This is a genomic window from Providencia sp. PROV269, from assembly GCF_028477785.1.
In the GTDB taxonomy this organism is placed as follows: domain Bacteria; phylum Pseudomonadota; class Gammaproteobacteria; order Enterobacterales; family Enterobacteriaceae; genus Providencia; species Providencia rettgeri.
The window spans coordinates 1-24,937 of sequence record NZ_JAMPLV010000024.1; the positions used below are offsets into that span (position 1 = coordinate 1).

General features: G+C 42.6%; 43 protein-coding genes. 37 read left to right on the plus strand and 6 right to left on the minus strand.

What is annotated here, in order from left to right; translation table 11 throughout:
• Positions 1-222: 222 nt before the first annotated feature.
• The 32 genes from bfd to PR683_RS20180 all read left to right on the plus strand — a co-directional run bounded on the left by bfd (position 223) and on the right by PR683_RS20180 (position 15,841).
• Positions 223-423 (plus strand): bacterioferritin-associated ferredoxin, encoded by a 201-nt coding sequence (bfd, locus tag PR683_RS20025; RefSeq protein ID WP_004907122.1) that lies wholly within the window; start codon positions 223-225, stop codon positions 421-423.
• Between the two features lie 126 nt (positions 424-549).
• A complete protein-coding gene (gene bfr / locus PR683_RS20030) occupies positions 550-1,023 on the plus strand; it encodes a bacterioferritin (protein WP_004907125.1) in 474 nt (157 codons plus the stop codon).
• Between the two features lie 348 nt (positions 1,024-1,371).
• Positions 1,372-1,683, plus strand: a complete 312-nt coding sequence (rpsJ, locus tag PR683_RS20035; RefSeq protein ID WP_001181005.1) for a 30S ribosomal protein S10 — start codon at positions 1,372-1,374, stop codon at positions 1,681-1,683.
• A 32-nt stretch (positions 1,684-1,715) separates the two neighbouring features.
• Positions 1,716-2,345, plus strand: coding sequence for a 50S ribosomal protein L3 (rplC, locus tag PR683_RS20040; RefSeq protein WP_004265414.1), 630 nt, complete (start codon positions 1,716-1,718; stop codon positions 2,343-2,345).
• 16 nt (positions 2,346-2,361) lie between these two features.
• Positions 2,362-2,967 carry a 50S ribosomal protein L4 gene (rplD, locus tag PR683_RS20045; protein WP_004265418.1) on the plus strand — a complete coding sequence of 202 codons (606 nt, stop codon included), beginning with the start codon at positions 2,362-2,364 and terminating at the stop codon, positions 2,965-2,967.
• Positions 2,964-3,266 (plus strand): 50S ribosomal protein L23, encoded by a 303-nt coding sequence (gene rplW, locus PR683_RS20050; protein ID WP_004265420.1) that lies wholly within the window; start codon positions 2,964-2,966, stop codon positions 3,264-3,266. The genes rplD and rplW overlap by 4 nt, the downstream gene beginning before the upstream one ends.
• A gap of 19 nt (positions 3,267-3,285) precedes the next feature.
• Positions 3,286-4,110 carry a 50S ribosomal protein L2 gene (gene rplB, locus PR683_RS20055; protein WP_004907128.1) on the plus strand — a complete coding sequence of 275 codons (825 nt, stop codon included), beginning with the start codon at positions 3,286-3,288 and terminating at the stop codon, positions 4,108-4,110.
• A gap of 14 nt (positions 4,111-4,124) precedes the next feature.
• A complete protein-coding gene (gene rpsS, locus PR683_RS20060; protein WP_004265426.1) occupies positions 4,125-4,403 on the plus strand; it encodes a 30S ribosomal protein S19 in 279 nt (92 codons plus the stop codon).
• Between the two features lie 15 nt (positions 4,404-4,418).
• Positions 4,419-4,751 carry a 50S ribosomal protein L22 gene (gene rplV, locus PR683_RS20065; protein ID WP_004265430.1) on the plus strand — a complete coding sequence of 111 codons (333 nt, stop codon included), beginning with the start codon at positions 4,419-4,421 and terminating at the stop codon, positions 4,749-4,751.
• Between the two features lie 17 nt (positions 4,752-4,768).
• A complete protein-coding gene (gene rpsC, locus PR683_RS20070) occupies positions 4,769-5,470 on the plus strand; it encodes a 30S ribosomal protein S3 (RefSeq protein ID WP_004907131.1) in 702 nt (233 codons plus the stop codon).
• A gap of 12 nt (positions 5,471-5,482) precedes the next feature.
• Positions 5,483-5,893 (plus strand): 50S ribosomal protein L16, encoded by a 411-nt coding sequence (rplP, locus tag PR683_RS20075; protein ID WP_004265436.1) that lies wholly within the window; start codon positions 5,483-5,485, stop codon positions 5,891-5,893.
• Positions 5,893-6,084, plus strand: a complete 192-nt coding sequence (gene rpmC / locus PR683_RS20080) for a 50S ribosomal protein L29 (RefSeq protein WP_004265442.1) — start codon at positions 5,893-5,895, stop codon at positions 6,082-6,084. Before rplP ends, rpmC begins: the two co-directional genes overlap by 1 nt.
• The gene (rpsQ, locus tag PR683_RS20085; protein ID WP_004265446.1) at positions 6,084-6,338 is read left to right on the plus strand and encodes a 30S ribosomal protein S17; all 255 of its coding nucleotides are present in this window, start codon (positions 6,084-6,086) and stop codon (positions 6,336-6,338) included. The genes rpmC and rpsQ overlap by 1 nt, the downstream gene beginning before the upstream one ends.
• A 175-nt stretch (positions 6,339-6,513) precedes the next feature.
• A complete protein-coding gene (gene rplN / locus PR683_RS20090) occupies positions 6,514-6,885 on the plus strand; it encodes a 50S ribosomal protein L14 (protein WP_004265449.1) in 372 nt (123 codons plus the stop codon).
• 11 nt (positions 6,886-6,896) lie between these two features.
• Positions 6,897-7,211, plus strand: coding sequence for a 50S ribosomal protein L24 (gene rplX, locus PR683_RS20095; RefSeq protein ID WP_004265452.1), 315 nt, complete (start codon positions 6,897-6,899; stop codon positions 7,209-7,211).
• Between the two features lie 15 nt (positions 7,212-7,226).
• The gene (rplE, locus tag PR683_RS20100; RefSeq protein ID WP_004265455.1) at positions 7,227-7,766 is read left to right on the plus strand and encodes a 50S ribosomal protein L5; all 540 of its coding nucleotides are present in this window, start codon (positions 7,227-7,229) and stop codon (positions 7,764-7,766) included.
• A gap of 12 nt (positions 7,767-7,778) precedes the next feature.
• Positions 7,779-8,084: a 30S ribosomal protein S14 gene (gene rpsN / locus PR683_RS20105; protein ID WP_004265458.1), complete on the plus strand. Its 306-nt coding sequence runs from the start codon at positions 7,779-7,781 to the stop codon at positions 8,082-8,084.
• A gap of 29 nt (positions 8,085-8,113) precedes the next feature.
• Positions 8,114-8,506, plus strand: coding sequence for a 30S ribosomal protein S8 (gene rpsH / locus PR683_RS20110; RefSeq protein WP_004907134.1), 393 nt, complete (start codon positions 8,114-8,116; stop codon positions 8,504-8,506).
• Positions 8,507-8,520: 14 nt separating this feature from the next.
• Complete coding sequence (rplF, locus tag PR683_RS20115; RefSeq protein WP_004265464.1) at positions 8,521-9,054, plus strand: 50S ribosomal protein L6; 534 nt, start codon at positions 8,521-8,523, stop codon at positions 9,052-9,054.
• A 9-nt stretch (positions 9,055-9,063) separates the two neighbouring features.
• Complete coding sequence (gene rplR, locus PR683_RS20120; protein ID WP_004907138.1) at positions 9,064-9,417, plus strand: 50S ribosomal protein L18; 354 nt, start codon at positions 9,064-9,066, stop codon at positions 9,415-9,417.
• A gap of 14 nt (positions 9,418-9,431) precedes the next feature.
• Positions 9,432-9,932 carry a 30S ribosomal protein S5 gene (gene rpsE, locus PR683_RS20125; RefSeq protein ID WP_004265471.1) on the plus strand — a complete coding sequence of 167 codons (501 nt, stop codon included), beginning with the start codon at positions 9,432-9,434 and terminating at the stop codon, positions 9,930-9,932.
• Positions 9,933-9,938: 6 nt separating this feature from the next.
• Positions 9,939-10,118, plus strand: a complete 180-nt coding sequence (rpmD, locus tag PR683_RS20130) for a 50S ribosomal protein L30 (RefSeq protein WP_004265475.1) — start codon at positions 9,939-9,941, stop codon at positions 10,116-10,118.
• A gap of 3 nt (positions 10,119-10,121) precedes the next feature.
• Positions 10,122-10,556 carry a 50S ribosomal protein L15 gene (gene rplO / locus PR683_RS20135; RefSeq protein WP_004265478.1) on the plus strand — a complete coding sequence of 145 codons (435 nt, stop codon included), beginning with the start codon at positions 10,122-10,124 and terminating at the stop codon, positions 10,554-10,556.
• A gap of 7 nt (positions 10,557-10,563) precedes the next feature.
• A complete protein-coding gene (gene secY, locus PR683_RS20140; RefSeq protein WP_004265481.1) occupies positions 10,564-11,889 on the plus strand; it encodes a preprotein translocase subunit SecY in 1,326 nt (441 codons plus the stop codon).
• A 46-nt stretch (positions 11,890-11,935) separates the two neighbouring features.
• Entirely contained in the window at positions 11,936-12,052 is a 117-nt protein-coding gene (rpmJ, locus tag PR683_RS20145; protein ID WP_004265484.1) for a 50S ribosomal protein L36, read from the plus strand.
• Between the two features lie 145 nt (positions 12,053-12,197).
• Complete coding sequence (rpsM, locus tag PR683_RS20150) at positions 12,198-12,554, plus strand: 30S ribosomal protein S13 (RefSeq protein WP_004907144.1); 357 nt, start codon at positions 12,198-12,200, stop codon at positions 12,552-12,554.
• A 16-nt stretch (positions 12,555-12,570) separates the two neighbouring features.
• On the plus strand, positions 12,571-12,960 hold the full coding sequence (gene rpsK, locus PR683_RS20155; protein WP_002919257.1) for a 30S ribosomal protein S11: 390 nt from the start codon (positions 12,571-12,573) through the stop codon (positions 12,958-12,960).
• 38 nt (positions 12,961-12,998) lie between these two features.
• Complete coding sequence (rpsD, locus tag PR683_RS20160; protein WP_004907147.1) at positions 12,999-13,619, plus strand: 30S ribosomal protein S4; 621 nt, start codon at positions 12,999-13,001, stop codon at positions 13,617-13,619.
• Positions 13,620-13,644: 25 nt separating this feature from the next.
• Positions 13,645-14,634: a DNA-directed RNA polymerase subunit alpha gene (locus PR683_RS20165; protein WP_004907150.1), complete on the plus strand. Its 990-nt coding sequence runs from the start codon at positions 13,645-13,647 to the stop codon at positions 14,632-14,634.
• Positions 14,635-14,671: 37 nt separating this feature from the next.
• Positions 14,672-15,058 (plus strand): 50S ribosomal protein L17, encoded by a 387-nt coding sequence (gene rplQ, locus PR683_RS20170; protein WP_004907152.1) that lies wholly within the window; start codon positions 14,672-14,674, stop codon positions 15,056-15,058.
• 132 nt (positions 15,059-15,190) lie between these two features.
• The gene (gene zntR / locus PR683_RS20175; RefSeq protein WP_004907154.1) at positions 15,191-15,607 is read left to right on the plus strand and encodes a Zn(2+)-responsive transcriptional regulator; all 417 of its coding nucleotides are present in this window, start codon (positions 15,191-15,193) and stop codon (positions 15,605-15,607) included.
• Between the two features lie 33 nt (positions 15,608-15,640).
• Positions 15,641-15,841 (plus strand): alternative ribosome-rescue factor A, encoded by a 201-nt coding sequence (locus PR683_RS20180; RefSeq protein ID WP_164529260.1) that lies wholly within the window; start codon positions 15,641-15,643, stop codon positions 15,839-15,841.
• On the opposite strand, the gene mscL is transcribed toward PR683_RS20180, so the two are convergent.
• From mscL to def, 5 genes are all read right to left on the minus strand, one after another.
• The gene (gene mscL, locus PR683_RS20185; protein WP_004907161.1) at positions 15,842-16,252 is read right to left on the minus strand and encodes a large-conductance mechanosensitive channel protein MscL; all 411 of its coding nucleotides are present in this window, start codon (positions 16,250-16,252) and stop codon (positions 15,842-15,844) included.
• Between the two features lie 105 nt (positions 16,253-16,357).
• Positions 16,358-17,734, minus strand: a complete 1,377-nt coding sequence (gene trkA, locus PR683_RS20190; protein WP_004265502.1) for a Trk system potassium transporter TrkA — start codon at positions 17,732-17,734, stop codon at positions 16,358-16,360.
• A gap of 36 nt (positions 17,735-17,770) precedes the next feature.
• A complete protein-coding gene (gene rsmB, locus PR683_RS20195; protein WP_110731566.1) occupies positions 17,771-19,054 on the minus strand; it encodes a 16S rRNA (cytosine(967)-C(5))-methyltransferase RsmB in 1,284 nt (427 codons plus the stop codon).
• 69 nt (positions 19,055-19,123) lie between these two features.
• Positions 19,124-20,071, minus strand: a complete 948-nt coding sequence (gene fmt / locus PR683_RS20200) for a methionyl-tRNA formyltransferase (RefSeq protein WP_004907167.1) — start codon at positions 20,069-20,071, stop codon at positions 19,124-19,126.
• A 28-nt stretch (positions 20,072-20,099) separates the two neighbouring features.
• Positions 20,100-20,621 carry a peptide deformylase gene (def, locus tag PR683_RS20205; RefSeq protein WP_004907170.1) on the minus strand — a complete coding sequence of 174 codons (522 nt, stop codon included), beginning with the start codon at positions 20,619-20,621 and terminating at the stop codon, positions 20,100-20,102.
• A gap of 133 nt (positions 20,622-20,754) precedes the next feature.
• Between def and dprA the strand changes: the two genes are divergently transcribed.
• Genes dprA through PR683_RS20230 form a run of 5 tightly spaced genes read left to right on the plus strand, consistent with a single transcriptional unit; the run spans position 20,755 to position 24,058 of the window.
• Positions 20,755-21,831, plus strand: coding sequence for a DNA-processing protein DprA (dprA, locus tag PR683_RS20210; protein ID WP_004907174.1), 1,077 nt, complete (start codon positions 20,755-20,757; stop codon positions 21,829-21,831).
• A 24-nt stretch (positions 21,832-21,855) separates the two neighbouring features.
• Positions 21,856-22,395: a DNA topoisomerase family protein gene (locus tag PR683_RS20215; protein ID WP_004907176.1), complete on the plus strand. Its 540-nt coding sequence runs from the start codon at positions 21,856-21,858 to the stop codon at positions 22,393-22,395.
• Positions 22,396-22,407: 12 nt separating this feature from the next.
• Positions 22,408-22,977 carry an L-threonylcarbamoyladenylate synthase type 1 TsaC gene (gene tsaC, locus PR683_RS20220; protein ID WP_004907178.1) on the plus strand — a complete coding sequence of 190 codons (570 nt, stop codon included), beginning with the start codon at positions 22,408-22,410 and terminating at the stop codon, positions 22,975-22,977.
• A 5-nt stretch (positions 22,978-22,982) separates the two neighbouring features.
• Positions 22,983-23,801: a shikimate dehydrogenase gene (gene aroE / locus PR683_RS20225; protein WP_109913264.1), complete on the plus strand. Its 819-nt coding sequence runs from the start codon at positions 22,983-22,985 to the stop codon at positions 23,799-23,801.
• On the plus strand, positions 23,798-24,058 hold the full coding sequence (locus tag PR683_RS20230) for a DUF1488 domain-containing protein (RefSeq protein WP_109913265.1): 261 nt from the start codon (positions 23,798-23,800) through the stop codon (positions 24,056-24,058). Before aroE ends, PR683_RS20230 begins: the two co-directional genes overlap by 4 nt.
• Here PR683_RS20230 and PR683_RS20235 read toward each other — a convergent pair.
• The gene (locus PR683_RS20235; RefSeq protein ID WP_004907188.1) at positions 24,034-24,579 is read right to left on the minus strand and encodes a gamma carbonic anhydrase family protein; all 546 of its coding nucleotides are present in this window, start codon (positions 24,577-24,579) and stop codon (positions 24,034-24,036) included. The two genes, PR683_RS20230 and PR683_RS20235, sit on opposite strands and share 25 nt — an antisense overlap.
• Between the last annotated feature and the right edge of the window lie 358 nt (positions 24,580-24,937).

Below are 24,937 nucleotides of genomic sequence, written 5' to 3' on the forward strand. Positions count from 1 at the left end.
ATAGCTTCATTTAGTTTTAAAAAGGGCACCTTATTAGGTGCCCTTTTTTGTTGTCATAAACAAAATTACTTATCTTGTCCGTAATCTATTCTTTTGATTTAAATTGTTCGTGTAACAAACTTATTTGTAACAAATGATCTTTGTAAATCATTTTGAATGATAATTGAAATGCAAATCATTTTTATTTAAACTATCTGTATGTGATTTATACAGGTAAGCACCATGTACATTTGTCTTTGTGAAGCGATTACTGATAAACAAATCAGAAATGCTGCAAGAAAGTATCAAGTAACCTCACTGAAAGGGCTACGACAAATTTTGCCTGTAGGCTTAGAATGCGGGAAATGCATTAGGCAGACAAAGGCGATTTTATATGAAGAGCAAATGATTTTTGAGGATGCGTGTGCCGCTGAGGTTGCATAGTATCTTATACCATTCAAATTATTCCCACCAAATTTAGCACTTTTGGTTTAAATACATTGCGTAAAAATTACACTAACATCAATTTCAGTACTACACTTAAAAGACTGGAAGCGATGGAGGGTAGCAATGAAAGGTGATAAAAAAATGATAGCCCACCTAAATAAACTACTGGGCAATGAGTTAGTTGCAATCAACCAATATTTTTTGCATGCTCGTATGTTTAAAAATTGGGGACTTACACGCCTCAATGAGATGGAATATCACGAATCAATTGATGAAATGAAGCACGCGGACAAATATATAGAGCGAATTCTTTTTCTCGAAGGTATTCCTAACCTACAAGATCTTGGTAAGTTAAATATTGGCGAAGATGTTGAAGAAATGCTGAAGTCAGATTTGCAGCTTGAAATCGATGGGGCGAAAAACCTAAAAGAAGCTATTAAATACGCAGATTCGGTTCATGACTACGTTAGTCGAGACCTGATGATTGAAATCTTAGCAGATGAAGAAAACCATATTGATTGGATAGAAACGCAATTAGAACTAATTACTCGCTTAGGAATTCAAAACTATCTTCAAGCGCAAGTTAGAGAAGAGTAATTTAGTATTTACATAGCTATTTGCTAAGTAAACTTGTATTAAAAGCCTCTCAGTCACTTCACTTCCTAAGTCTGAGAGGCTTTTTGATGAGTCTCTTCAAAAAAAATGCACATATTTTCCTCGATTACTTGTGTTTCCCTATAATTTACGTATAATGCGCGGGCTTACTGATGAGTAAGCCCTATATTTTAGGACTGAAATCTCAGTATTGAGTCAACGATTTGTTGCTCATTTAGACAATACTTCCGATTTGGAAGTTACATCAAGAACGATTACACTCTCCCATCAATCGAAATGGGTACGAGGAGTAATCATTTACGTTTATAAAATAGTTGGAGCTCTGGTCTCATGCAGAACCAAAGAATCCGTATCCGCCTGAAAGCTTTTGATCATCGTTTAATCGATCAATCAACTGCGGAAATCGTAGAGACTGCTAAGCGCACTGGTGCGCAAGTTCGTGGTCCTATCCCGCTGCCGACACGTAAAGAGCGTTTTACCGTTCTGATTTCTCCGCACGTTAACAAAGATGCGCGTGATCAGTACGAAATTCGCACTCACAAGCGTCTGGTTGACATCGTTGAGCCAACCGAAAAGACCGTTGATGCTCTGATGCGTCTGGACCTGGCTGCCGGCGTTGACGTGCAGATCAGCCTGGGTTAATCAGGTCGTCGAACGATTGAGAGGTTGAAACAATGAAAGGTTTAGTCGGTAAGAAAGTCGGTATGACTCGTATCTTCACTGAAGATGGCGTTTCTATACCTGTAACTGTTATCGAAATTGAAAATAACCGTGTTACTCAGGTTAAAACTGCAGAAACTGACGGTTATAATGCAATTCAGGTTACTACCGGGAGCAAAAAAGCTAACCGTGTAACTAAGCCTGAAGCAGGTCATTTCGCTAAAGCTGGCGTCGAAGCTGGCCGTATCCTACGTGAATTCCGTATTGAAGACAGTGCAGAATACACAGTAGGTCAAAGCATTAGCGTTGAAATTTTCGCTGACGTTAAAAAAGTCGACGTTACTGGTACATCTAAAGGTAAAGGTTTTGCCGGCACAGTTAAGCGCTGGAATTTCCGTACTCAAGATGCTACTCACGGTAACTCCTTGTCTCACCGTGTTCCGGGTTCTATCGGTCAAAACCAGACTCCGGGCAAAGTGTTTAAAGGCAAGAAAATGGCAGGCCAACTGGGTAATGAACGTGTAACTGTTCAAAGCTTAGATGTAGTACGTGTTGACGCTGAGCGCAACCTGCTGCTGGTCAAAGGTGCTGTTCCAGGAGCAACTGGTAGCAACCTGATCGTAAAACCGGCTGTCAAGGCTTAACGTCGAGGAGATAGGAATGGAATTGGTAATGAAAGACGCGCAAAGCGCGCTGACTGTTTCCGAAACTACCTTCGGGCGTGATTTCAATGAAGCGCTTGTTCACCAAGTAGTTGTTGCGTATGCAGCTGGTGCTCGTCAAGGTACTCGTGCTCAGAAAACTCGTGCTGAAGTTTCTGGTTCAGGTAAAAAACCATGGCGTCAAAAAGGTACTGGCCGTGCACGTTCTGGTTCAGTAAAGAGCCCAATTTGGCGCTCTGGTGGTGTTAGCTTCGCAGCTAAACCACAGGACCACAGTCAAAAAGTTAATAAGAAGATGTACCGTGGTGCTTTAAAAAGCATCCTCTCTGAGTTGGTACGTCAAGATCGTCTGATCGTTGTCGAGAAGTTCTCTGTTGAAGCACCTAAAACTAAGTTGCTGGCACAGAAACTGAAAGATATGGCTCTGGAAGATGTTCTGATCATCACTGCTGAATTAGATGAAAATCTGTTTTTAGCAGCACGTAACCTGTATAAGGTTGACGTTCGTGATGCAGCAGGTATTGACCCAGTTAGCCTGATCGCCTTCGACAAAGTGGTTATGACTGCTGATGCTGTGAAGCAAGTTGAGGAGATGCTGGCATGATCCGTGAAGAACGTCTGCTGAAAGTACTGCGCGCGCCGCATGTATCTGAAAAAGCTTCTACAGCGATGGAAAAAAGCAATACCATCGTTCTCAAAGTTGCGAAAGACGCGACTAAAGCAGAAATCAAAGCTGCTGTACAGAAACTGTTTGAAGTCGAAGTTGAAGGTGTTAACACTTTGCTGGTTAAAGGCAAAACTAAACGCCACGGTCAGCGTTTCGGTCGTCGTAGCGACTGGAAAAAAGCTTACGTCACGCTGAAAGAAGGCCAAAATTTGGACTTCATTAGCGGTGCTGAGTAAGTCGGAGGAGTAAAGAACAATGGCAGTTGTTAAATGTAAACCTACGTCTCCGGGCCGTCGCCACGTAGTTAAAGTGGTTAACCCTGAGCTGCATAAGGGTAAGCCTTATGCTCCGCTGTTAGAAAAAAACAGCAAATCCGGTGGTCGTAACAACAATGGCCGTATCACTACCCGTCACATCGGTGGTGGCCATAAGCAGCATTATCGTTTAGTTGACTTTAAACGCAACAAAGATGGTATTCCTGCAGTTGTTGAGCGTTTGGAATATGATCCAAATCGTTCTGCGAACATTGCACTGGTTCTATATAAAGACGGTGAACGTCGTTATATTCTTGCACCAAAAGGCTTGAAAGCTGGTGACCAGATTCAATCTGGTGTTGATTCAGCAATCAAAGCTGGTAATGCACTGCCGATGCGCAATATCCCTGTTGGTTCTACAGTTCATAATATCGAACTGAAACCAGGTAAAGGTGGACAGTTAGCGCGTTCAGCAGGTACTTACGCTCAAATCGTTGCTCGTGATGGCGCTTATGTCTCATTACGTTTACGTTCTGGTGAAATGCGTAAAGTTTTAGCTGATTGCCGTGCAACTCTTGGTGAAGTTGGTAACGCTGAACATATGTTACGTGTTCTCGGTAAAGCTGGTGCTAGCCGCTGGCGTGGTATTCGTCCTACCGTTCGCGGTACTGCGATGAACCCAGTTGACCATCCACATGGTGGTGGTGAAGGCCGTAACTTTGGTAAACACCCAGTAACACCATGGGGCGTTCAAACCAAAGGTAAGAAAACTCGTAGCAACAAGCGTACTGATCAATTCATCGTACGTCATCGTTCTAAAAAATAATTAGAGGATAAACCATGCCACGTTCTCTCAAGAAAGGTCCTTTTATTGACCTGCACTTGCTGAAGAAGGTAGAGAAAGCGGTGGAAAGCGGAGACAAGAAGCCTCTTAAGACTTGGTCCCGTCGTTCAACGATCTTTCCTAATATGATCGGATTGACCATCGCTGTCCATAATGGTCGTCAGCATGTTCCAGTTTTCGTAACCGACGAAATGGTTGGTCACAAACTGGGTGAATTCGCACCGACTCGCACTTATCGCGGCCACGCGGCAGATAAGAAAGCTAAGAAACGTTAAGGATAGGAGGAAGAGATGGAAACTTTAGCTATGCATCGCCACGCTCGTTCTTCTGCCCAGAAGGTTCGCTTAGTTGCCGACCTGATTCGCGGTAAGAAAGTGTCGCAAGCTCTGGAAATTCTGACCTACACCAACAAGAAAGCTGCTGGTTTAGTGAAGAAAGTACTTGAATCTGCAATTGCTAACGCAGAGCAAAACGATGGCGCTGACATTGATGACCTGAAAGTTGCGAAAATTTTCGTAGACGAAGGTCCAACCATGAAACGCATCATGCCGCGTGCGAAAGGCCGTGCAGATCGTATTCTTAAGCGCACCAGCCACATTACTGTGGTTGTGTCCGATCGCTGAGACTCTGGAGACTAGCAATGGGTCAGAAAGTACATCCTAATGGTATTCGCCTGGGTATTGTCAAACCTTGGAACTCTACTTGGTATGCGAACACCAATGAATTCGCTGACAACCTAGACAGCGATTTTAAAGTACGCCAGTACTTGAATAAAGAATTGGCAAAAGCGTCAATCTCTCGCATCGTTATCGAACGTCCTGCGAAAAGCATCCGTGTGACTATTCACACTGCTCGCCCGGGTATCGTTATCGGTAAGAAAGGTGAAGACGTTGAAAAACTGCGTAAAACAGTAGCGGATATCGCTGGTGTTCCTGCGCAAATCAATATCGCCGAAGTTCGTAAACCAGAACTAGACGCTAAATTAGTTGCTGACAGCATTTCTTCACAGCTGGAACGTCGTGTTATGTTCCGTCGTGCTATGAAGCGTGCAGTACAGAACGCAATGCGTCTGGGCGCTAAAGGTATTAAAGTTGAAGTCAGTGGCCGTTTAGGCGGTGCTGAAATCGCTCGTACCGAGTGGTATCGTGAAGGCCGTGTGCCACTGCACACATTACGTGCTGATATCGATTACAACACTTCAGAAGCGCACACCACTTACGGTGTTCTCGGCGTTAAGGTATGGATCTTCAAAGGTGAGATTCTGGGTGGTATGGCTGCTGTTGAACAAGCTGAGAAACCAGCTGCTCAACCTAAAAAGCAGCAGCGTAAAGGCCGCAAGTAAGGAGAGTCGCTGATGTTACAACCAAAGCGTACAAAATTCCGTAAGGTGCACAAAGGCCGCAACCGTGGTCTAGCGCAAGGTACGGATGTTAGCTTCGGCACTTTCGGTCTTAAAGCTGTTGGCCGTGGTCGTCTGACTGCACGTCAGATCGAAGCGGCACGTCGTGCTATGACCCGTGCTATTAAGCGTCAAGGTAAAATCTGGATCCGTGTGTTCCCAGACAAACCAATCACTGAGAAACCACTCGAAGTTCGTATGGGTAAAGGTAAAGGTAACGTAGAATATTGGGTTGCCTTAATCCAGCCTGGTAAAGTACTGTACGAAATGGACGGTGTGCCTGAAGAGCTGGCTCGTGAGGCATTCTCTCTGGCAGCAGCGAAACTGCCTATCAAAACCACCTTTGTAACTAAGACGGTGATGTAATGAAAGCACAAGAGCTGCGCGAAAAAAGCGTTGAAGAGCTGAATGCTGAACTTTTGAACCTGTTACGTGAACAATTTAATTTACGTATGCAGGCTGCAAGTGGTCAGCTGCAACAGTCTCATCTGTTGAAACAAGTGCGTCGCGATATCGCACGTGTGAAGACTTTACTGACTGAGAAGGCAGGTGCGTAATGAGCGATAAAATCCGTACTCTGCAAGGTCGTGTAGTTAGCGATAAAATGGAGAAATCTATTGTTGTTGCTATCGAGCGTATGGTGAAACACCCTCTGTATGGTAAATTCATCCGTCGTACGACTAAATTGCACGTACATGACGAGAACAATGAATGTGGAATCGGTGACGTGGTAGAAATCCGCCAAACTCGTCCACTGTCTAAGACTAAGTCTTGGGCCTTAGTTCGCGTTGTAGAAAAAGCTGTTCTGTAATAGAATAACTTTTCTTGATGAATAAACGGCTCTTTTTGATTGAGCCGTTTATTTTTTTCTGTCCAACACGATGATGTGGTGTTATAATGCCGCGCCCTCGTAGTATGGGTATATTTGAACGGCCTCTTCATAATGAGGTGGCTCAGTAGTAGTTGACATTTAGCGGAGCACTAAAATGATCCAAGAACAGACTATGCTGAACGTGGCCGACAACTCCGGTGCACGTCGCGTAATGTGTATCAAGGTTCTAGGTGGCTCGCACCGTCGCTATGCACATGTAGGCGACATCATTAAAATTACTGTTAAAGAAGCAATTCCACGCGGTAAAGTTAAAAAGGGTGATGTCCTGAAAGCGGTAGTGGTGCGCACCAAGAAGGGTGTACGTCGCCCTGACGGTTCTGTCATTCGCTTCGATGGTAATGCTTGTGTGTTATTAAATAATAACAGCGAGCAAGTAATCGGTACGCGTATTTTTGGGCCGGTAACTCGTGAACTTCGTAATGAGAAGTTTATGAAAATTATCTCTCTGGCACCTGAAGTACTCTAAGGAGCGAAACTATGGCAGCGAAAATCCGTCGTGATGACGAAGTTATCGTGCTAACTGGGAAAGACAAAGGTAAGCGCGGTAAAGTAAAGCAGGTTATTTCTTCTAGTAAAGTTATCGTTGAAGGTATCAATCTGGTTAAAAAACATCAGAAGCCTGTACCGGCTCTGAACCAACCAGGTGGCATCGTTGAAAAAGAAGCGGCTATTCAAGTTTCTAACGTTGCAATCTTTAACGCGGCAACTGGTAAGGCTGACCGTGTAGGCTTTAGATTCGAAGACGGCAAAAAAGTCCGTTTCTTCAAATCTAACAGTGAAACTATCAAGTAATTTTTGGAGTATACGATGGCGAAACTGCATGATTACTATAAAGACGAAGTAGTTAATAAACTCATGACTGAGTTTAGCTACACTTCTGTCATGCAAGTCCCTCGGGTCGAGAAGATCACCCTGAATATGGGTGTTGGTGAAGCGATTGCTGATAAAAAACTGCTGGATAACGCAGCAGCTGATTTAACAGCGATCTCAGGTCAAAAACCTTTGATCACCAAAGCACGCAAATCTGTTGCAGGCTTCAAAATCCGTCAGGGCTATCCAATCGGCTGTAAAGTAACCCTGCGTGGCGAACGCATGTGGGAGTTCCTTGAGCGTCTGATTTCTATTGCTGTACCACGTATTCGTGACTTCCGTGGCTTGTCCGCTAAGTCTTTCGATGGTCGCGGTAACTACAGCATGGGTGTTCGTGAACAAATCATCTTCCCTGAAATCGATTACGATAAAGTGGATCGCGTACGTGGTTTAGATATTACTATCACCACTACTGCGAAATCAGATGACGAAGGTCGCGCACTGTTAGCAGCGTTCAACTTCCCGTTCCGCAAGTAAGGCAGGGTACTCATGGCTAAGAAATCTATGAAAGCGCGTGATGTTAAACGTGCTAAATTAGCTGAGAAATTCTTCGCAAAACGCGTAGAACTGAAAGCTATCATCTCTGATGTTAAAGCATCTGATGAAGATCGCTGGGACGCTGTTCTCAAGCTGCAAACACTGCCACGTGATTCAAGTCCTTCTCGTCAGCGTAATCGCTGCCGTCAAACAGGGCGTCCGCACGGTTTCCTGCGGAAGTTTGGTCTGAGCCGTATTAAAGTCCGTGAAGCCGCTATGCGCGGTGAAATCCCGGGCCTTAAAAAGGCAAGTTGGTAATTCCATTTGAATCACGGGAGTAAAGACAGATGAGCATGCAAGATCCCATCGCGGATATGCTGACCCGTATCCGTAACGGTCAGGCCGCGAACAAAGTTGCGGTCACCATGCCTTCCTCCAAGCTGAAAGTGGCAATTGCCAAAGTGCTGAAGGAAGAAGGTTATATTGAAGATTTTAAAATTGAAGGCGACATCAAGCCAGAACTGGAACTGACTTTACGTTATTTCCAAGGTAAGGCTGTTGTAGAAAGCATTCAGCGTGTAAGCCGCCCAAGTCTGCGCATCTATAAGAAAAAAGATGAGCTGCCACAAGTTATGGCTGGTTTAGGTATCGCTGTTGTTTCTACCTCTAAAGGTGTCATGACTGATCGTGCAGCTCGCCAAGCTGGTCTTGGTGGCGAGATTCTCTGCTACGTAGCTTAATTCGGGAGGAAAGAATGTCTCGTGTGGCAAAAGCACCCGTCGTCATTCCTGCCGGCGTAGAGGTAAAACTCAACGGTCAGGTTATTTCGATTAAGGGTAAAAACGGCGAGCTTACTCGTACTATCCATAATGCAGTTGAAGTTAAAAGCGAAGACAATCAACTGACTTTCGCACCACGCGAAGGTTTTGATGATGCATGGGCACAAGCGGGTACTACTCGTTCACTGTGTAATGCAATGGTTGTTGGTGTTACCGAAGGCTTCACTAAAAAGCTTCAACTGGTCGGTGTTGGTTACCGTGCAGCAATCAAAGGCAATGCTGTAAGCTTGTCTTTAGGTTTCTCGCATCCGGTTGAACACGCACTGCCAGCAGGCATTACTGCTGAATGCCCAACACAAACTGAAATCGTACTGAAAGGTGCGGATAAGCAAGTGATTGGTCAAGTTGCAGCAGAACTGCGTGCTTACCGTCGTCCTGAACCTTACAAAGGTAAAGGTGTTCGTTACGCCGATGAAATCGTGCGTACCAAAGAGGCTAAGAAGAAGTAAGGTAACACTATGGATAAGAAAGCAGCTCGTATCCGTCGTGCGACCCGCGCACGCCGTAAGATCCAAGAATTGGGTGCGACTCGCCTGGTGGTACATCGTACTCCACGCCATATTTATGCGCAGGTTATCGCACCAAACGGTTCTGAAACATTGGTTGCAGCTTCTACTACAGAAAAAGCTATCAATGAACAAGTTAAGTTTACTGGAAACAAAGACGCAGCAGCAATTGTTGGTAAATTAGTTGCTGAACGCGCACTGGAAAAAGGCATCACTGTTGTTGCTTTTGACCGTTCTGGTTTCCAATATCATGGTAGAGTCCAGGCACTGGCAGATGCTGCCCGTGAAGCTGGCCTTCAGTTCTAAGGTAGAGGTGTAAGATGGCTCACATCGAGAAACAAGCTGGCGAACTGCAGGAAAAGCTGATCGCGGTAAACCGCGTAGCAAAAACCGTTAAAGGTGGCCGTATTTTCAGCTTTACCGCACTGACTGTAGTTGGTGATGGTAACGGTCGCGTTGGTTTTGGCTACGGCAAAGCGCGCGAAGTTCCGGCAGCAATCCAGAAAGCGATGGAAAAAGCCCGTCGCAGTATGAAAACCGTTGCTCTAAACAACGGCACATTGTTCCACCCTGTGAAAGGTACACACACTGGTTCTCGTGTGTTTATGCAACCTGCTCACGAAGGTACCGGTATCATTGCTGGCGGTGCAATGCGTGCTGTTTTAGAAGTAGCTGGAGTTCGCAACGTACTGGCTAAAACCTATGGTTCCACAAACCCAATCAACGTGGTTCGTGCAACACTGGATGCTTTAGACAGCATGAAGTCTCCAGAAATGGTCGCAGCTAAGCGTGGAAAATCCGTCGAAGAAATTCTGGGGTAATCGGCTATGGCTAAGACTATTAAAATTACACAAGTTCGCAGTTCAATCGGTCGTCTGCCTAAGCATAAGGCAACACTGGTCGGTTTAGGTCTGCGTCGCATTGGTCATACAGTAGAGCGCGAGGATACTCCTGCTGTACGTGGTATGGTCAACTTGGTTTCCTACATGGTTAAAGTTGAGGAGTAAGAGATGCGTTTAAATACTCTGTCTCCGGCTGAAGGTGCCAAGCACGCGCCTAAACGCGTAGGTCGTGGTATCGGTTCTGGTCTGGGTAAAACCGGCGGCCGTGGTCACAAAGGTCAGAAATCTCGTTCTGGCGGTGGCGTACGTCGTGGTTTCGAAGGTGGCCAGATGCCTTTATACCGTCGTTTGCCGAAATTCGGCTTCACTTCACGTAAAGCAATGATCACTGCAGAGATTCGTCTGTCTGATTTTGCTGCTGTTGAAGGCGATGTTATTGATCTGAACGCACTGAAAGCCGCGAACGTTGTTGGCATCCAGATTGAATATGCTAAGGTTATTCTGTCTGGCGAAGTGAACCGTGCAGTTACTGTACGTGGCCTTCGTGTTACTAAAGGTGCTCGCGCTGCAATCGAAGCTGCCGGCGGTAAAATTGAGGAATAAGTGACAGATGGCTAAACAACCAGGATTAGATTTTCAAAGTGCCAAGGGTGGAGCTGGTGAACTTAAACGCAGACTTTTGTTTGTAATTGGTGCGCTAATTGTTTTCCGAATTGGTTCTTTTATTCCAATCCCTGGTATTGATGCCACTGTGCTTGCCAAATTGCTCGAACAGCAACAAGGCACCATCATTGAAATGTTTAACATGTTCTCTGGTGGTGCTCTTAGCCGTGCTTCTATCTTTGCTTTGGGTATCATGCCGTATATTTCGGCATCGATCATTATCCAATTATTATCAGTGGTTAATCCACGATTAGCAGAGATCAAGAAGGAAGGAGAAGCAGGTCGTCGGAAGATAAGCCAATATACTCGCTGGGGTACTCTGGTATTAGCAATATTCCAATCTATTGGTATTGCAATGGGTCTACCGAATATGCCAGGGATGCAAGGGTTAGTCATTGATCCAGGCCTCCCGTTCTACTTTACGGCAGTTGTTAGCTTAGTCACAGGGACTATGTTCCTAATGTGGTTAGGTGAGCAGATAACTGAAAGAGGTATCGGTAACGGTATTTCTATCATTATCTTCGCTGGTATTGTTGCGGGGTTACCGCCGGCTATTGGCCATACCATCGAGCAAGCTCGGCAAGGCGATCTGCACTTCCTCCTGTTGCTGTTGGTTGCGGTGTTAGTATTCGCGGTTACTTTCTTTGTTGTGTTTATGGAACGTGGTCAACGTCGTATTGTCGTTAATTACGCTAAACGTCAGCAAGGGCGCCGTGTTTATGCAGCACAAAGTACGCATTTACCGTTAAAAGTGAATATGGCGGGTGTAATTCCTGCAATTTTTGCTTCCAGTATCATACTATTCCCGGGTACAATAGCTTCTTGGTTTGGTGATGGAACTGGCTGGGACTGGCTGACTACAATTTCTATGTATTTGCAGCCTGGTCAACCGTTATATGTGTTACTTTATGCATCTGCGATCATCTTCTTCTGTTTCTTCTATACGGCGTTGGTTTTCAACCCAAGAGAAACAGCAGATAACCTGAAGAAGTCCGGTGCATTTGTACCAGGAATTCGTCCGGGAGAGCAAACGGCCAAGTACATTGATAAGGTAATGACTCGTTTAACATTAGTTGGCGCATTATATATTACCTTCATCTGCCTAATCCCGGAGTTCATGCGTGACGCAATGAAAGTACCTTTTTACTTTGGTGGTACTTCCCTCTTAATCGTGGTTGTCGTTATCATGGACTTTATGGCTCAAGTGCAAACTCTAATGATGTCAAGTCAGTATGAGTCTGCATTGAAGAAAGCAAACCTGAAAGGTAAGTAATCACTTAGTGTGATTATGGTTTGCTTAGAAGTTACGGAGAGTAAAAATGAAAGTTCGTGCTTCCGTCAAGAAATTATGCCGTAACTGCAAAATTATCCGTCGCAATGGTAGCGTTCGTGTAATTTGTAGTGTTGAACCAAGACATAAACAACGTCAAGGTTAAGAAAAAGCATTTTTTTCTTGCAAAGTTGGGTTGAGCTGGCTAAATTAGCCAGCCAATCTTTTTTATCTAAGATACATTATTGTTTGAGTATCCTGAAAACGGGCTTTTCAGCACAGTAATGTATATTTTAACTTAGGAGTGCATAGTGGCCCGTATAGCAGGCATTAACATTCCTGATCATAAACATACTGTAATCGCTTTAACATCGATTTTCGGTATCGGTAAGACCCGCTCACAGGCTATCTGTGAAGCAACAGGTATTGCTGAAAATGTTAAGATCAGTGAGCTGTCTGAAGAACAAATCGACAAGCTGCGTGACGAAGTTGCTAAATACGTTGTAGAAGGTGACTTACGTCGTGAAATTACCCTGAGCATCAAGCGTCTGATGGACCTTGGATGTTACCGTGGTTTACGTCATCGTCGTGGTCTTCCTGTGCGCGGACAGCGTACTAAGACTAACGCTCGTACCCGTAAGGGTCCGCGTAAGCCGATCAAGAAATAAGTCGGGGTATTGAATAATGGCAAAAGCACCAATTCGTGCACGTAAGCGTGTAAGAAAACAAGTCTCAGACGGTGTGGCTCATATCCATGCTTCTTTCAACAACACAATCGTTACTATTACTGACCGTCAAGGTAACGCATTAGGTTGGGCAACTGCCGGTGGTTCCGGTTTCCGTGGTTCTCGCAAATCTACTCCGTTCGCAGCTCAGGTTGCAGCAGAGCGTTGCGCAGAAGCTGTGAAAGAATACGGAATCAAAAACCTGGAAGTTATGGTTAAGGGACCGGGTCCGGGTCGCGAATCAACAATTCGTGCTCTGAACGCCGCTGGTTTCCGCATCACTAATATTACTGATGTGACTCCTATCCCTCATAACGGTTGTCGCCCACCGAAAAAACGTCGCGTTTAAATACGTTTCGTTTTTTTTAGGACTGTTGGAGAAAGAAAATGGCTAGATATTTGGGTCCTAAGCTCAAGCTGAGCCGTCGCGAAGGAACAGACCTCTTTCTGAAGTCTGGTGTTCGCGCGATTGACACCAAGTGTAAATTAGAACAGGCTCCAGGCCAGCACGGTGCGCGTAAACCGCGTCTGTCTGACTATGGTGTCCAGTTACGTGAAAAACAAAAAGTTCGTCGTATGTTCGGTGTTCTGGAACGTCAATTCCGTAACTATTACAAAGAAGCAACACGTCTGAAAGGCAACACAGGTGAAAACCTGCTGACTTTGCTTGAAGGTCGTCTTGATAACGTCGTTTACCGTATGGGCTTTGGCGCAACTCGCGCAGAAGCACGTCAAATGGTTAGCCACAAAGCTATCATGGTAAATGGTCGCGTAGTTAATATCGCTTCTTATCAGGTTTCCCCGAATGACGTTATCAGCGTTCGTGAGAAAGCTAAAAAACAGTCTCGTATTAAGGCTGCTTTAGAGCTGGCTGAACAGCGTGAGAAGCCAACTTGGCTGGAAGTTGATGCTGCTAAAATGGAAGGTGTGTTCAAACGTATTCCTGAACGTACTGACTTGTCTGCGGACATTAACGAACACCTGATCGTCGAGCTTTACTCCAAGTAAAGCTTAGCACCAAAGAGAGGACACAATGCAGGGTTCTGTGACAGAGTTTCTAAAACCGCGCCTGGTAGATATCGAGCAAGTGAGTTCGACGCACGCTAAGGTGACCCTTGAGCCTTTAGAGCGTGGCTTTGGCCATACTCTTGGTAACGCACTGCGCCGTATTCTGCTTTCGTCTATGCCGGGTTGTGCGGTGACAGAGGTTGAAATTGATGGTGTACTGCATGAGTACAGCACCAAAGAAGGTGTACAGGAAGATATCCTGGAGATTCTCCTCAACCTGAAAGGGCTGGCGGTAAAAGTTCAGGGGAAAGATGAAGTTATTTTAACCTTGAATAAATCTGGCATTGGCCCTGTGACTGCAGCCGACATCATCCATGATGGTGATGTCGAAATCGTCAAGCCACAGCACGTCATCTGCCACCTGACTGACGAAAGCGCATCTATTAATATGCGAATTAAAGTACAGCGTGGTCGTGGTTATGTGCCGGCTTCTGCCCGAGTTCATTCGGAAGAAGATGAGCGCCCAATCGGTCGTTTGTTAGTCGATGCTTGCTACAGCCCAGTAGAGCGTATAGCCTACAATGTTGAAGCAGCTCGTGTTGAGCAACGTACAGACTTGGATAAGTTAGTTATTGAAATGGAAACTAACGGTACAATCGATCCTGAAGAGGCGATTCGCCGTGCGGCAACCATTCTGGCTGAACAACTTGAAGCTTTTGTTGACTTACGTGATGTACGTCAGCCTGAAGTTAAAGAAGAAAAACCAGAATTCGATCCTATCTTATTGCGCCCAGTTGACGATCTGGAATTGACTGTCCGCTCTGCTAACTGCCTCAAAGCAGAAGCTATCCACTACATCGGTGATCTGGTACAGCGTACAGAAGTTGAGTTGCTTAAAACTCCGAATCTTGGTAAGAAATCTCTTACTGAAATTAAGGACGTCTTGGCATCTCGTGGTCTTTCTCTGGGCATGCGCTTAGAAAATTGGCCACCAGCAAGTATTGCTGATGATTAAGATCACAGGTTAAGGTTTTACTGAGAAGGATAAGGTCATGCGCCATCGTAAGAGTGGTCGTCAATTGAACCGCAACAGCAGCCACCGCCAAGCTATGTTCCGTAACATGGCAGGTTCTTTAGTTCGTCATGAAATCATCAAGACGACTCTGCCTAAAGCGAAAGAACTGCGTCGCGTCGTTGAGCCGCTGATTACTCTTGCCAAGACCGACAGCGTAGCTAATCGTCGTCTGGCATTCGCACGTACTCGTGATAACGAGATCGTTGCAAAATTATTTAATGAACTGGGACCTCGTTTCGCAGCTCGTGCAGGTGGTTACACTCGTATTCTTAAGTGTGGCTACCGTACAGGTGACAACGCTCCGATGGCTTACATCGAGCTTGTTGACCGTGCTGTTGAGTCTCAAGAAGCAGCTGCAGAGTAATCTGTCGTCGCTTTCAAGAAAACCGGGTATATTTGCCCGGTTTTTTTGTACCTGCTATTCTTGTCTTCCTAATAGGTTTGTTCCCTTGAATTTTTTGTGATTAACCCATATTTACAGGTAAGTGTTATGAGCATGTATAAGATAGGTGAAATTGCTAGGCTTGCAGATGTGACGCCTGATACAATTCGTTTTTATGAAAAACAAGGTTTGATGGAACACAAAGAAAGAACTGAAGGTGGGTATAGGTTATTTACTGAGCATGACTTGCAGCGTTTGCGTTTTATTCGTTATGCAAAACAGTTAGGCTTTACTTTAGAAGCTATTACTGAGTTACTTTCAATACGAGTTGATCCTGAACATCATACTTGTCAGGAATCTAAACAGATTGTAGATCTTAGATTACTTGAAGTTGAAAAAAAGATACAAGAGCTTATTATTATGCGCGATTCGTTGAAGATGTTAAGTTCAGCATGTTGTGGTGAAGAACATGCGACAACGTATTGCTCTATTATGGAAATATTAGAAAAAGGCGCATCTAAAGTTTATTAATTATATAATCAGCTAACTATATGAAGGTATATCATGAGTAAATATCAACATAAACGTGGTGAGATTAAAGATAATGCGATTGAAGCATTACTCCATGATCCACTATTTCGTCAAAGAGTTGAAAAAAATAAAAAAGGGAAAGGTAGTTACACAAGAAAAGGAAAAAATAAGAATTCAGTTAACTGGGAGGCCAGTGGTAATAGGTTTATTGACGTATTACCACTGGCCTTTTAGTTATTTTTTATTTTGTTCTTTCAAAAGATCACGAATTTCTGATAATAGAACTTCTTCTTTAGACGGTGGTGCAGGCTCTGCTGGTGCTGCTTCTTTTTCGCGGCGAACTTTATTCATAACTTTAATTGCCATAAAGATAGCAAAGGCAACAATAACAAAGTCAAAAACAGTTTGTATAAACATTCCATAATTTAGTACAACTGCGGGTAAATCACCTTGTGCTTCTTTCAGTACGATGCTAAATGATTTGAAATCAACACCACCGATTAGTAACCCTAGCGGAGGCATGATGACATCAGCAACTAATGAAGATACAATTTTACCAAATGCGGCACCAATAATAATACCGACTGCCATATCCACTACATTACCTTTCATGGCAAATTCGCGGAAATCTTTTAAAAAGCTCATTAGACGACCCCTTAATAAATAACTCAATTGAAACAAAACATGTATTAGGTTAACAAATTATAGTCGCTAGAATTATTAAGCTGCAAATATTTACTATTTTTATTTTTATAAGAAGAATGGACTCGGTTGAAATAATTTTTCAACTTCAGGTACATACTTTTTATCTGTAATAAACATAATGACATGGTCACCTTGTTCAATAATATGGTAATCACTAGCTATAATGACTTCTTCTTCTCGGACAATCGCACCAATAATAGTTCCTGGAGGAAGTTTAATTTCAGATATTTTTTTACCAACAACTTTTGACGTATTTTCATCACCGTGTGCAATTGCCTCAATAGCTTCCGCAACACCTCTTCTTAAAGATGATACATTGACGATATCTGCTTTTCTGACATGGCTTAGTAAAGCGGAAATAGTTGCTTGTTGAGGTGAAATTGCAATGTCAATGACCCCACCTTGAACAAGTTCAACGTATGCAGAGCGTTGTATAAGTACCATTGCTTTTTTAGCCCCCATTTTTTTAGCTAACATAGCAGACATAATATTAGCTTCATCATCATTTGTTAGGGCAATAAAAACATCCATTTGCTCAATGTGCTCTTCAGTGAGTAACTCTTGGTCAGATGCATCTCCATAAAACACAATTGTATCATGCAGTAGCTCAGCAAGTTCTGTTGCACGCTTCTGGTTGCGTTCAATAAGTTTCACGCTGTAATCTTTTTCTAGTCGTCTTGCTAGACCAGCTCCAACGTTGCCACCACCAACTATCATCAAACGTTTGTATGGCTTTTCTAACCTTTGCAGCTCACTCATTACAGCTCGGATATGTTGTGTAGAAGCAACAAAAAAAACTTCGTCTCCCGCTTCAATGATTGTTGAGCCTTGAGGCCGGATAGGCCTATCTTGGCGGAAAATAGCGACAACGCGAGTATCAATATGTGGCATATGTTCGCGTAAACTCGATAATGCATTACCCACGAGGGAACCGCCGTAATAGGCTTTTACAGCAACAATACTGACTTTGCCTTCTGCAAAGTTTACAACTTGAAGAGCACCAGGGTATTGAATTAATTTATAGATATAATCGATAACTAATTGTTCTGGCGATATTAAGTAGTCAATCGGGATTTGTTCAGGCAGGAACAATTTGTCGGCTTCACGGATATATTCAGTTGCCCTGATACGCGCTATTTTATTTGGGGTATTAAATAGGCTATAGGCAATCTGGCAAGCAATCATGTTAGTTTCATCGGAATTGGTCACTGCTACTAACATATCTGCATCTTCTGCACCTGCATCTCGAAGTACCCGGGGATGAGAACCATGGCCATTTACCACTCGCAGATCGAATTGATCCTGTAATTGACGTAAGCGATCAGCATCGGTATCGACGACGGTAATATCATTGTTCTCATCAACTAAATTTTCAGCAAGCGTGCCGCCAACTTGCCCAGCACCTAGAATAATGATCTTCATTACATATTCCTATATCAGAGAGCTGGCTACCATTTCCTACACTTTTTTGACTAAGCGTGCATAAAAGAAACCATCACCGCCATTAGTACTGGGTAATATTTGTAATCCAGCATCAGTTCCGTCATTTAGACAGGCATCATTATGTTTAGATAGGAAATTGTGTATTTGTTTTCCGTTTTCTTCGGGCATAATTGAACAAGTCGCATAGACCAGTGTGCCGCCTGGTTTTAAATAAGGCCAGATAGCTTCGAGAATTTGAGATTGTAGTTGCGCTAATTCATTTATGTCTGAATCACGACGTAGCCATTTAATATCAGGATGACGTCGAATAACGCCTGTTGCGGAACAAGGAGCATCAAGCAAAATACGATCAAATTGCTGACCTTGAGCCCATGTTTCAGGCTGTGTTCCGTCTCCTTGTATAACAACAGCATGTTGCTTTAGACGAATTAAATTTTCTTTCACTCTTTTAAGGCGTGATTCATCTATGTCTACAGCAATAACATTAGCCTTAGGGGCTAACTCTAAAATATGGGTTGTTTTTCCACCTGGTGCTGCACATAAATCTAAAATATTTTCCCCATTTTGAGGTTCTAGTAATTCAGCACAGCCTTGAGCTGAAACATCTTGTACTGTTGACCAACCATCTTCAAAGCCCGGAAGACGAGAAACAGCTGTAGGTTCATCTAAGCGGATAGCATTTGGATGTGAAGAGTGCAAATGTGCGGTTATCTCAGATTGCTCTAATAAATTAAGATATTGTGTAGCTGTGTGATGCTGAGAATTTACTCTTAACCACATAGGTGGGCGTTGGTTATTTGCTTCAATAATAGATTGCCAATCATCTGGATAGGCTGTTTGTAGGCGTTTTAATAACCAGCTTGGATGTAAATATTGGCTAGTGTTGTTAGTAATTCTTTCTTCTAATTGTACTTGTTGGCGTTGAAATGAACGCAACACGCCATTAATAAGCCCTTTTAATTGGGGTTTTTTCAGTGCTACTGCTCCATTTACTGTTTCTGCTAATGCAGCATGAGGCGGAATGCGAGTATAAAGTAGCTGATAGATACCTACCATAATTAAGTAATGCAGGGTTCTTTGTTTACCAGTTAATGGTTTTTCCATTAGCTGACTAATAAACCATTCAAGCTTAGGTAAATAACGTAAAACGCCAAAGCAAATTTCTTGTAATAAAGCTTTATCTTTATCATTGATATTGCGTTGTAAGTCAGGCAATACAGTGCTTAGTGATTGTCCGTTATCAAGGACTTGATTAATTGCTGTTGCCGCGATACTACGCAAATTATATGTGTTTTTCATATGGTGAAGATGAATATATTAGTGACTGAAATAAAACTGCCTGAAGGTATCAGGCAGTTTACAAGTTCGTTATGCTAGAATTTGCTCTGGAGTAAACCATTCGCGACGAGAGTTTAGGATATCTTGTGCACTCATTGCTTTTTTGCCAGGCGGTTGTAGCTGAGTAATATTTAGTATGCCATTTCCTGTGGCGATACATATACCTTTTTTATCAGCGCTAATAATTGTTCCTGGTTGCTTGTCATGTTCGTCGGTGAATACTTCAGCTTGCCAAACTTTAATGAGTTGCTCTTCAACCATGAAATAACTCATTGGCCAAGGATTGAAAGCACGAATACAACGCTCAATATGTACAGCATCATCTTGCCAATTAATGCGAGCTTCCTCTTTCGATAATTTTTCAGCATAATTTGCTAATGAATCGTCTTGTTTCTCACCAACGCATTGACCTGCGGATAACATCTCAACAGTATGAATTAATGCTTCAGGGCCTGTTATTGCTAATTTATCATATAACGAGGCGCTCGTATCACTAGCGCTAATTGGACAAATTGCTTTGTAAAGCATGTCTCCAGTATCTAAACCTGCGTCCATTTGCATAATAGTCACACCCGTTTCAGTATCACCAGCCCAAATAGAACGTTGAATTGGTGCTGCTCCTCTCCAGCGAGGTAACAAAGAGCCGTGAACATTCAAGCAACCTAAGCGAGGAATATCAAGAACGGCTTGCGGTAAAATCAATCCATAAGCAACAACTATCATTAAGTCCGCATTTTGGTCTTTTATCCACTGCTGGTTTTCGCTATCTCTAAGAGATATTGGTTGAAAAACAGGGAGTTGGTTTTCTTCAGCGAGAACCTTGACAGGGCTTGGTGTTAACTTTTTACCTCTCCCCGCAGGTTTATCATGGCGAGTGAGAACGCCTACGATTTGGTGCCTGGTACCTAAGAGAGCAGCTAAGTGTTTGGCCGCAAAATCTGGTGTACCTGCAAAAATAATTTTCAATGGCTCTGACACGTTAATTTCCCTATTTATATTTAGCGAACTAGCTATTCTTGGCTTCTTTTGCTCTTAGTCTGTCTAGTTTTTCAACTTTCTGGCGGATGCGCTGACGTTTTAAAGGCGATAAATAGTCAACAAATAGCTTACCAACAAGGTGGTCCATTTCATGTTGGATACAGATAGCTAATAAACCATCAGCCTCTAGTTCAAAAGACTCGCCGTTATAATTTAGTGCACGAACTTTTACCTGCTCAGCACGAGGGACGAAGCCATGTTGTTCCGGAATAGACAAGCAACCTTCTTCGATACCTGTTTCCCCAGATTTATCTAACAATTCAGGGTTAATAAGAACTAAGCGCTCATCACGAGTTTCGGACACATCAATGACGATGATTCGCTGGTGGATATCGACTTGAGTTGCTGCAAGGCCAATACCTTCTTCTTCATACATGGTATCGAACATATCATCAACGATACGCTGTATAGAAGCATCAACTTTGTCTACTGGCTTAGCAATTGTGCGTAAGCGTTCGTCTGGATAATGTAATACGTTTAAGACTGACATAAATTTTTCGAGCGGTTTCCAAAATGTGAATGGGAATTAATGACTATTCTAGACATTTCTCTTTCATATTGACAGTATTGGTTATGATTTGTTCACTGAAGAACCTATTTGTTAATGAGTCAGGATGACAATAATGGATACCCAAGAAATTTGGTTAAGGATGTCTCAAGTTAAAAGGCTATTGCCCCTGAATGCAGTAAGAATAATTAATGAGCTAAAACAACTAAATAAAATTAGCTATCAGGCTTTACACCATCATGGTTTGAATGAAATACAGCAATTACAATTTATGAATGTCTCTATGCACCGGCTAGAAAAAGTACAAGCATGGCTTTCAGATAAACATCATCAAATGATTACTTACTGTGATTCCCATTACCCTTTTTTATTAAAGCAAATCTACAGTCCTCCTCTTTTATTATTTGTTGAGGGAAAAAGTGAATTATTGGTAGCGCCACAAATTGCTATAGTTGGCAGTCGTAGAGCAAGTGAATATGGCAGAATATGGACTAACCTGTTTGTAAAGAGCTTTGTTCACCATGGTATAACCATCACTAGTGGGCTTGCATTAGGTATCGACGGTATAAGCCATAAAGCAGCTCTAGATAATAGAGGTGAAACAATTGCGGTTTTAGGTAGCGGATTAGCAAATATTTACCCGCGTCAACATGCTGAATTAGCTGAAAAGATTAAAAATTATGGTGCGTTGATTTCAGAATATTGGCCGGATGTACCACCATTACCTAAGCAATTTCCCAAGAGAAACCGTATTATTAGTGGGTTAAGTAAAGCAGTTGTTGTCATTGAAGCTGGAATGAAAAGTGGATCATTAATAACTGCTAGATATGCATTAGAGCAAAACCGTGACTTATTTACATTGCCTGCTCCATTGGGTAATTCTGCATTCCATGGTAACCATTGGCTATTGCAGCAAGGAGCTTATCTATTAGCTGAACCTGAAGATGTATTGCAACATATTGGTGATGGGTTAAATTGGATACAAACAGAATTGCCTATAGAAAAGGTATCACTTGAGTTTAGTGTGGTAGAAAATAAAATTTTAGGTATGGTGGGGTACCAAGCGACACCAGTAGATGTCATTGCAGAACAGACCCAAATTCCTGTTACTCAAATAATTACCATATTAACTGAGATGGAAATCAATGGAGTAGTTAGCTCGGGGGCTGGTGGGTATACCAGAGTCACTTAGTTAAAAGCAACAGTAGAGAAAAACATGTCTAAACAACTGCCCTTCGATACAGAGAAAAATGAACATTGTCCAGAATGCGATTCCTTGCTTGTTATCCGCAATAGTTCACATGGGCCTTTTTTGGGTTGTTCAAGTTATCCACAATGTCATTATATGAGGCCGTTAAGGCCTACAGTAGAAAGTCATATTATTAAAGTATTAAGTGGTCAACATTGTCCTAAATGTAGCCATGACTTAGTGCTGAAGCAAGGCCGATTTGGCATGTTTATTGGTTGTAGTAATTATCCTGAATGTGAACATATTGAGCTAATTGATAAGCCGGATGAAACTAAAATTTCTTGCCCGCAATGCCAAACAGGGAATTTATTACAGAGAAAATCGCGTTTCGGTAAGACTTTTTATGCTTGTGATAATTATCCTAACTGTCAGTTTATATTAAATAATAAGCCTATTACTGGTAAATGTAAGTATTGTGAATATCCATTACTTATGGAAAAAAGGGGGGGACAGGGAGTAAGATTATTTTGTGCCAGCAAACGCTGCGGTAAGCAACAAGAAGAATAATGAGTTAAAACTATGTCAAATATATCTACACCTGCAATTGAAAGTATCATAAATTCATTACAACACGAGGAGGTTATTGCCTACCCAACAGAAGCCGTATTTGGTTTAGGCTGTGACCCAGATAGTGAAAAGGCAGTACATAAGTTATTAGAATTGAAGCAACGCCCTTGGGAAAAAGGATTAATCCTTATTGCTGATAGCTATGAACAATTAAAAGACTATATAGATGATGAGCAGTTAACGGAAGATCAGAAACAAGCGATGTTTGCAACATGGCCAGGGCCAGTAACATGGGTTATCCCCGCAAAAACAACGACGCCAAAATGGTTGACTGGCCGGTTTGACACCATCGCAGTGAGAGTCACAGACCATGAATTAGTAAAAAGCTTATGCCGTCATTATGGCAAACCTTTAGTGTCTACAAGTGCAAATTTAAGTGGTTTAGAGCCTTGTAGAACAACAGAAGAAGTAATTGCTCAATTTAAAGGAAGTGTTCCTGTCCTTGATGGAACAGTGGGTGGCCGCCAAAATCCTTCTGAAATAAGAGACGCAAAAACAGGGCAACTATATCGTAAAGGATAATATTGATGGAAATGTTTGCGGTTTTTGGCAATCCAATTCAACACAGTAAATCACCTGTTATACATAAAATGTTTGCAGAGCAAACAGGTATTTCACTGAAATATGAAAAAATCCTAGCACCAGTAGAGGGTTTCGAACAAAGCTTAATAGAGTTTTTTTCACAAGGTGGAAAGGGCGCAAACATTACATTGCCATTTAAGGAGCGCGCCTTTCATGCTGTTTCTGAATTAACAGCGAGAGCTCAAACTTGTGGTGCAGTTAATACGGTCATGAAGCTTGATGATCATCGATTGCTGGGAGACAACACAGATGGAATGGGGCTTTTGTTAGATTTACAGCGTTTGAATTTTGTACATCCAAGTAGCCGAATATTAATAGTTGGTGCTGGTGGTGCAACACGTGGAGCATTATTGCCACTTTTAGAATATGGCTGTGATATCACTTTAACAAATAGAACTTTTTCTAAGGTTGTATTATTAGTTAACGAATTTTCAGCGCTAGGGAAAATATGTGGGAAGGAGATCTCGCAGATCGTATCTGCTGATTTTGATCTGATCATCAATGCGACTTCATCTGGTGTGAATGGAGAAGTTCCTGCAATTGATCCAAATGTATTTAATCATCAAGTTGCATGTTATGACATGTTTTATCAATCGTCATTAACTCCTTTCCTTGAATTTGCGGCTCAACACCAAGTGACTAAGATAGCGGATGGCTTAGGTATGCTTGTAGGACAAGCTGCATTTTCTTTTAAGCTATGGCATGGCGTTCTTCCTGAAATTACACCTGTTTTATCTGCTTTATATAAGGAATTGAAAGGGTGAATCAGCAAATTCAATTTCCGGATAGAGAAGAGTGGGATGAGCTATCCAAGCAAGTACGCTTTCCTGTGTTGATTAGCGGAATACTTGCCGAATGTGCAATCCCTCAGTCATTGCTATTTCAACGCTATGGTCAAGAAGAAACACCTCTGAGGTTATTTCAGCAGTATCGATGGGATATCGAAGAAGAGTTTGAAGCCTTGATTGAACAAGGCCTCGATGGCGAAGATGGGCTTTACGTATTATCAGAGGCTAAATAGTTATTTTTCCATTCAACATAGTTATTTGCTGAATAACGTAGATGACCTAACTCAGCATCAGTCAATTTTCGGATGGCTTTTGCTGGGCTCCCTGTATATAAGTAACCAGACTCGAGCCTTTTTCCTTGAGTCACTAAACTGTTAGCTCCGATAATAACGTCATCTTCGACTATAGCCCCATCAATGACAATTGAGCCCATTCCAACCAGTACTCTATTCCCTATAGTGCAACCATGTAACATGACTTTATGGCCAATGGTGACATCTTCCCCGATAATTAACGGGTTTCCCTCAGGGTTACTGGCAGATTTATGCGTGACATGTAGTACTGAGCCATCTTGGATATTGGTGCGTGCGCCAATAGAGATATAGTTAACATCACCACGCAAAACACTGAGAGGCCAAATACTGACATCATCAGCTATGCGAACATCTCCAATTACAACAGAAGATGGGTCAATGAAAACGCGTGCATTAATAGAAGGATAGATACCTAAATAAGGGCGTAAAAGTGTGTTCATAGTGATAACCATAAAAAGAAATAAAGGATGGCAGTTAAATAACTCGCTAATTCATTATGAATTTATGAGTCAAGTAGGCTGCTAAAGTTAGAATTATAGGCATGAAGTCGCTTCTTTTATAATCGTTATGCAGTGAAAAAGCACAAGATGGCTATTTTATCTGCAAACGGAGTTTTTTTTTAAAAAAAAGGTTGTGTAATTTTGAAGGCTCCCTATAATGCGCATCCGTTGTCACGACAAACTGGTTCGAAGAAAACTTCGTAACCCAGTGATAACAGAGGTGAGAAAGAAAAAAGTTGAAAATAAACTCTTGACTTTCTAAATAAAAAACGTAATATACGACACCTCGCGACAACGG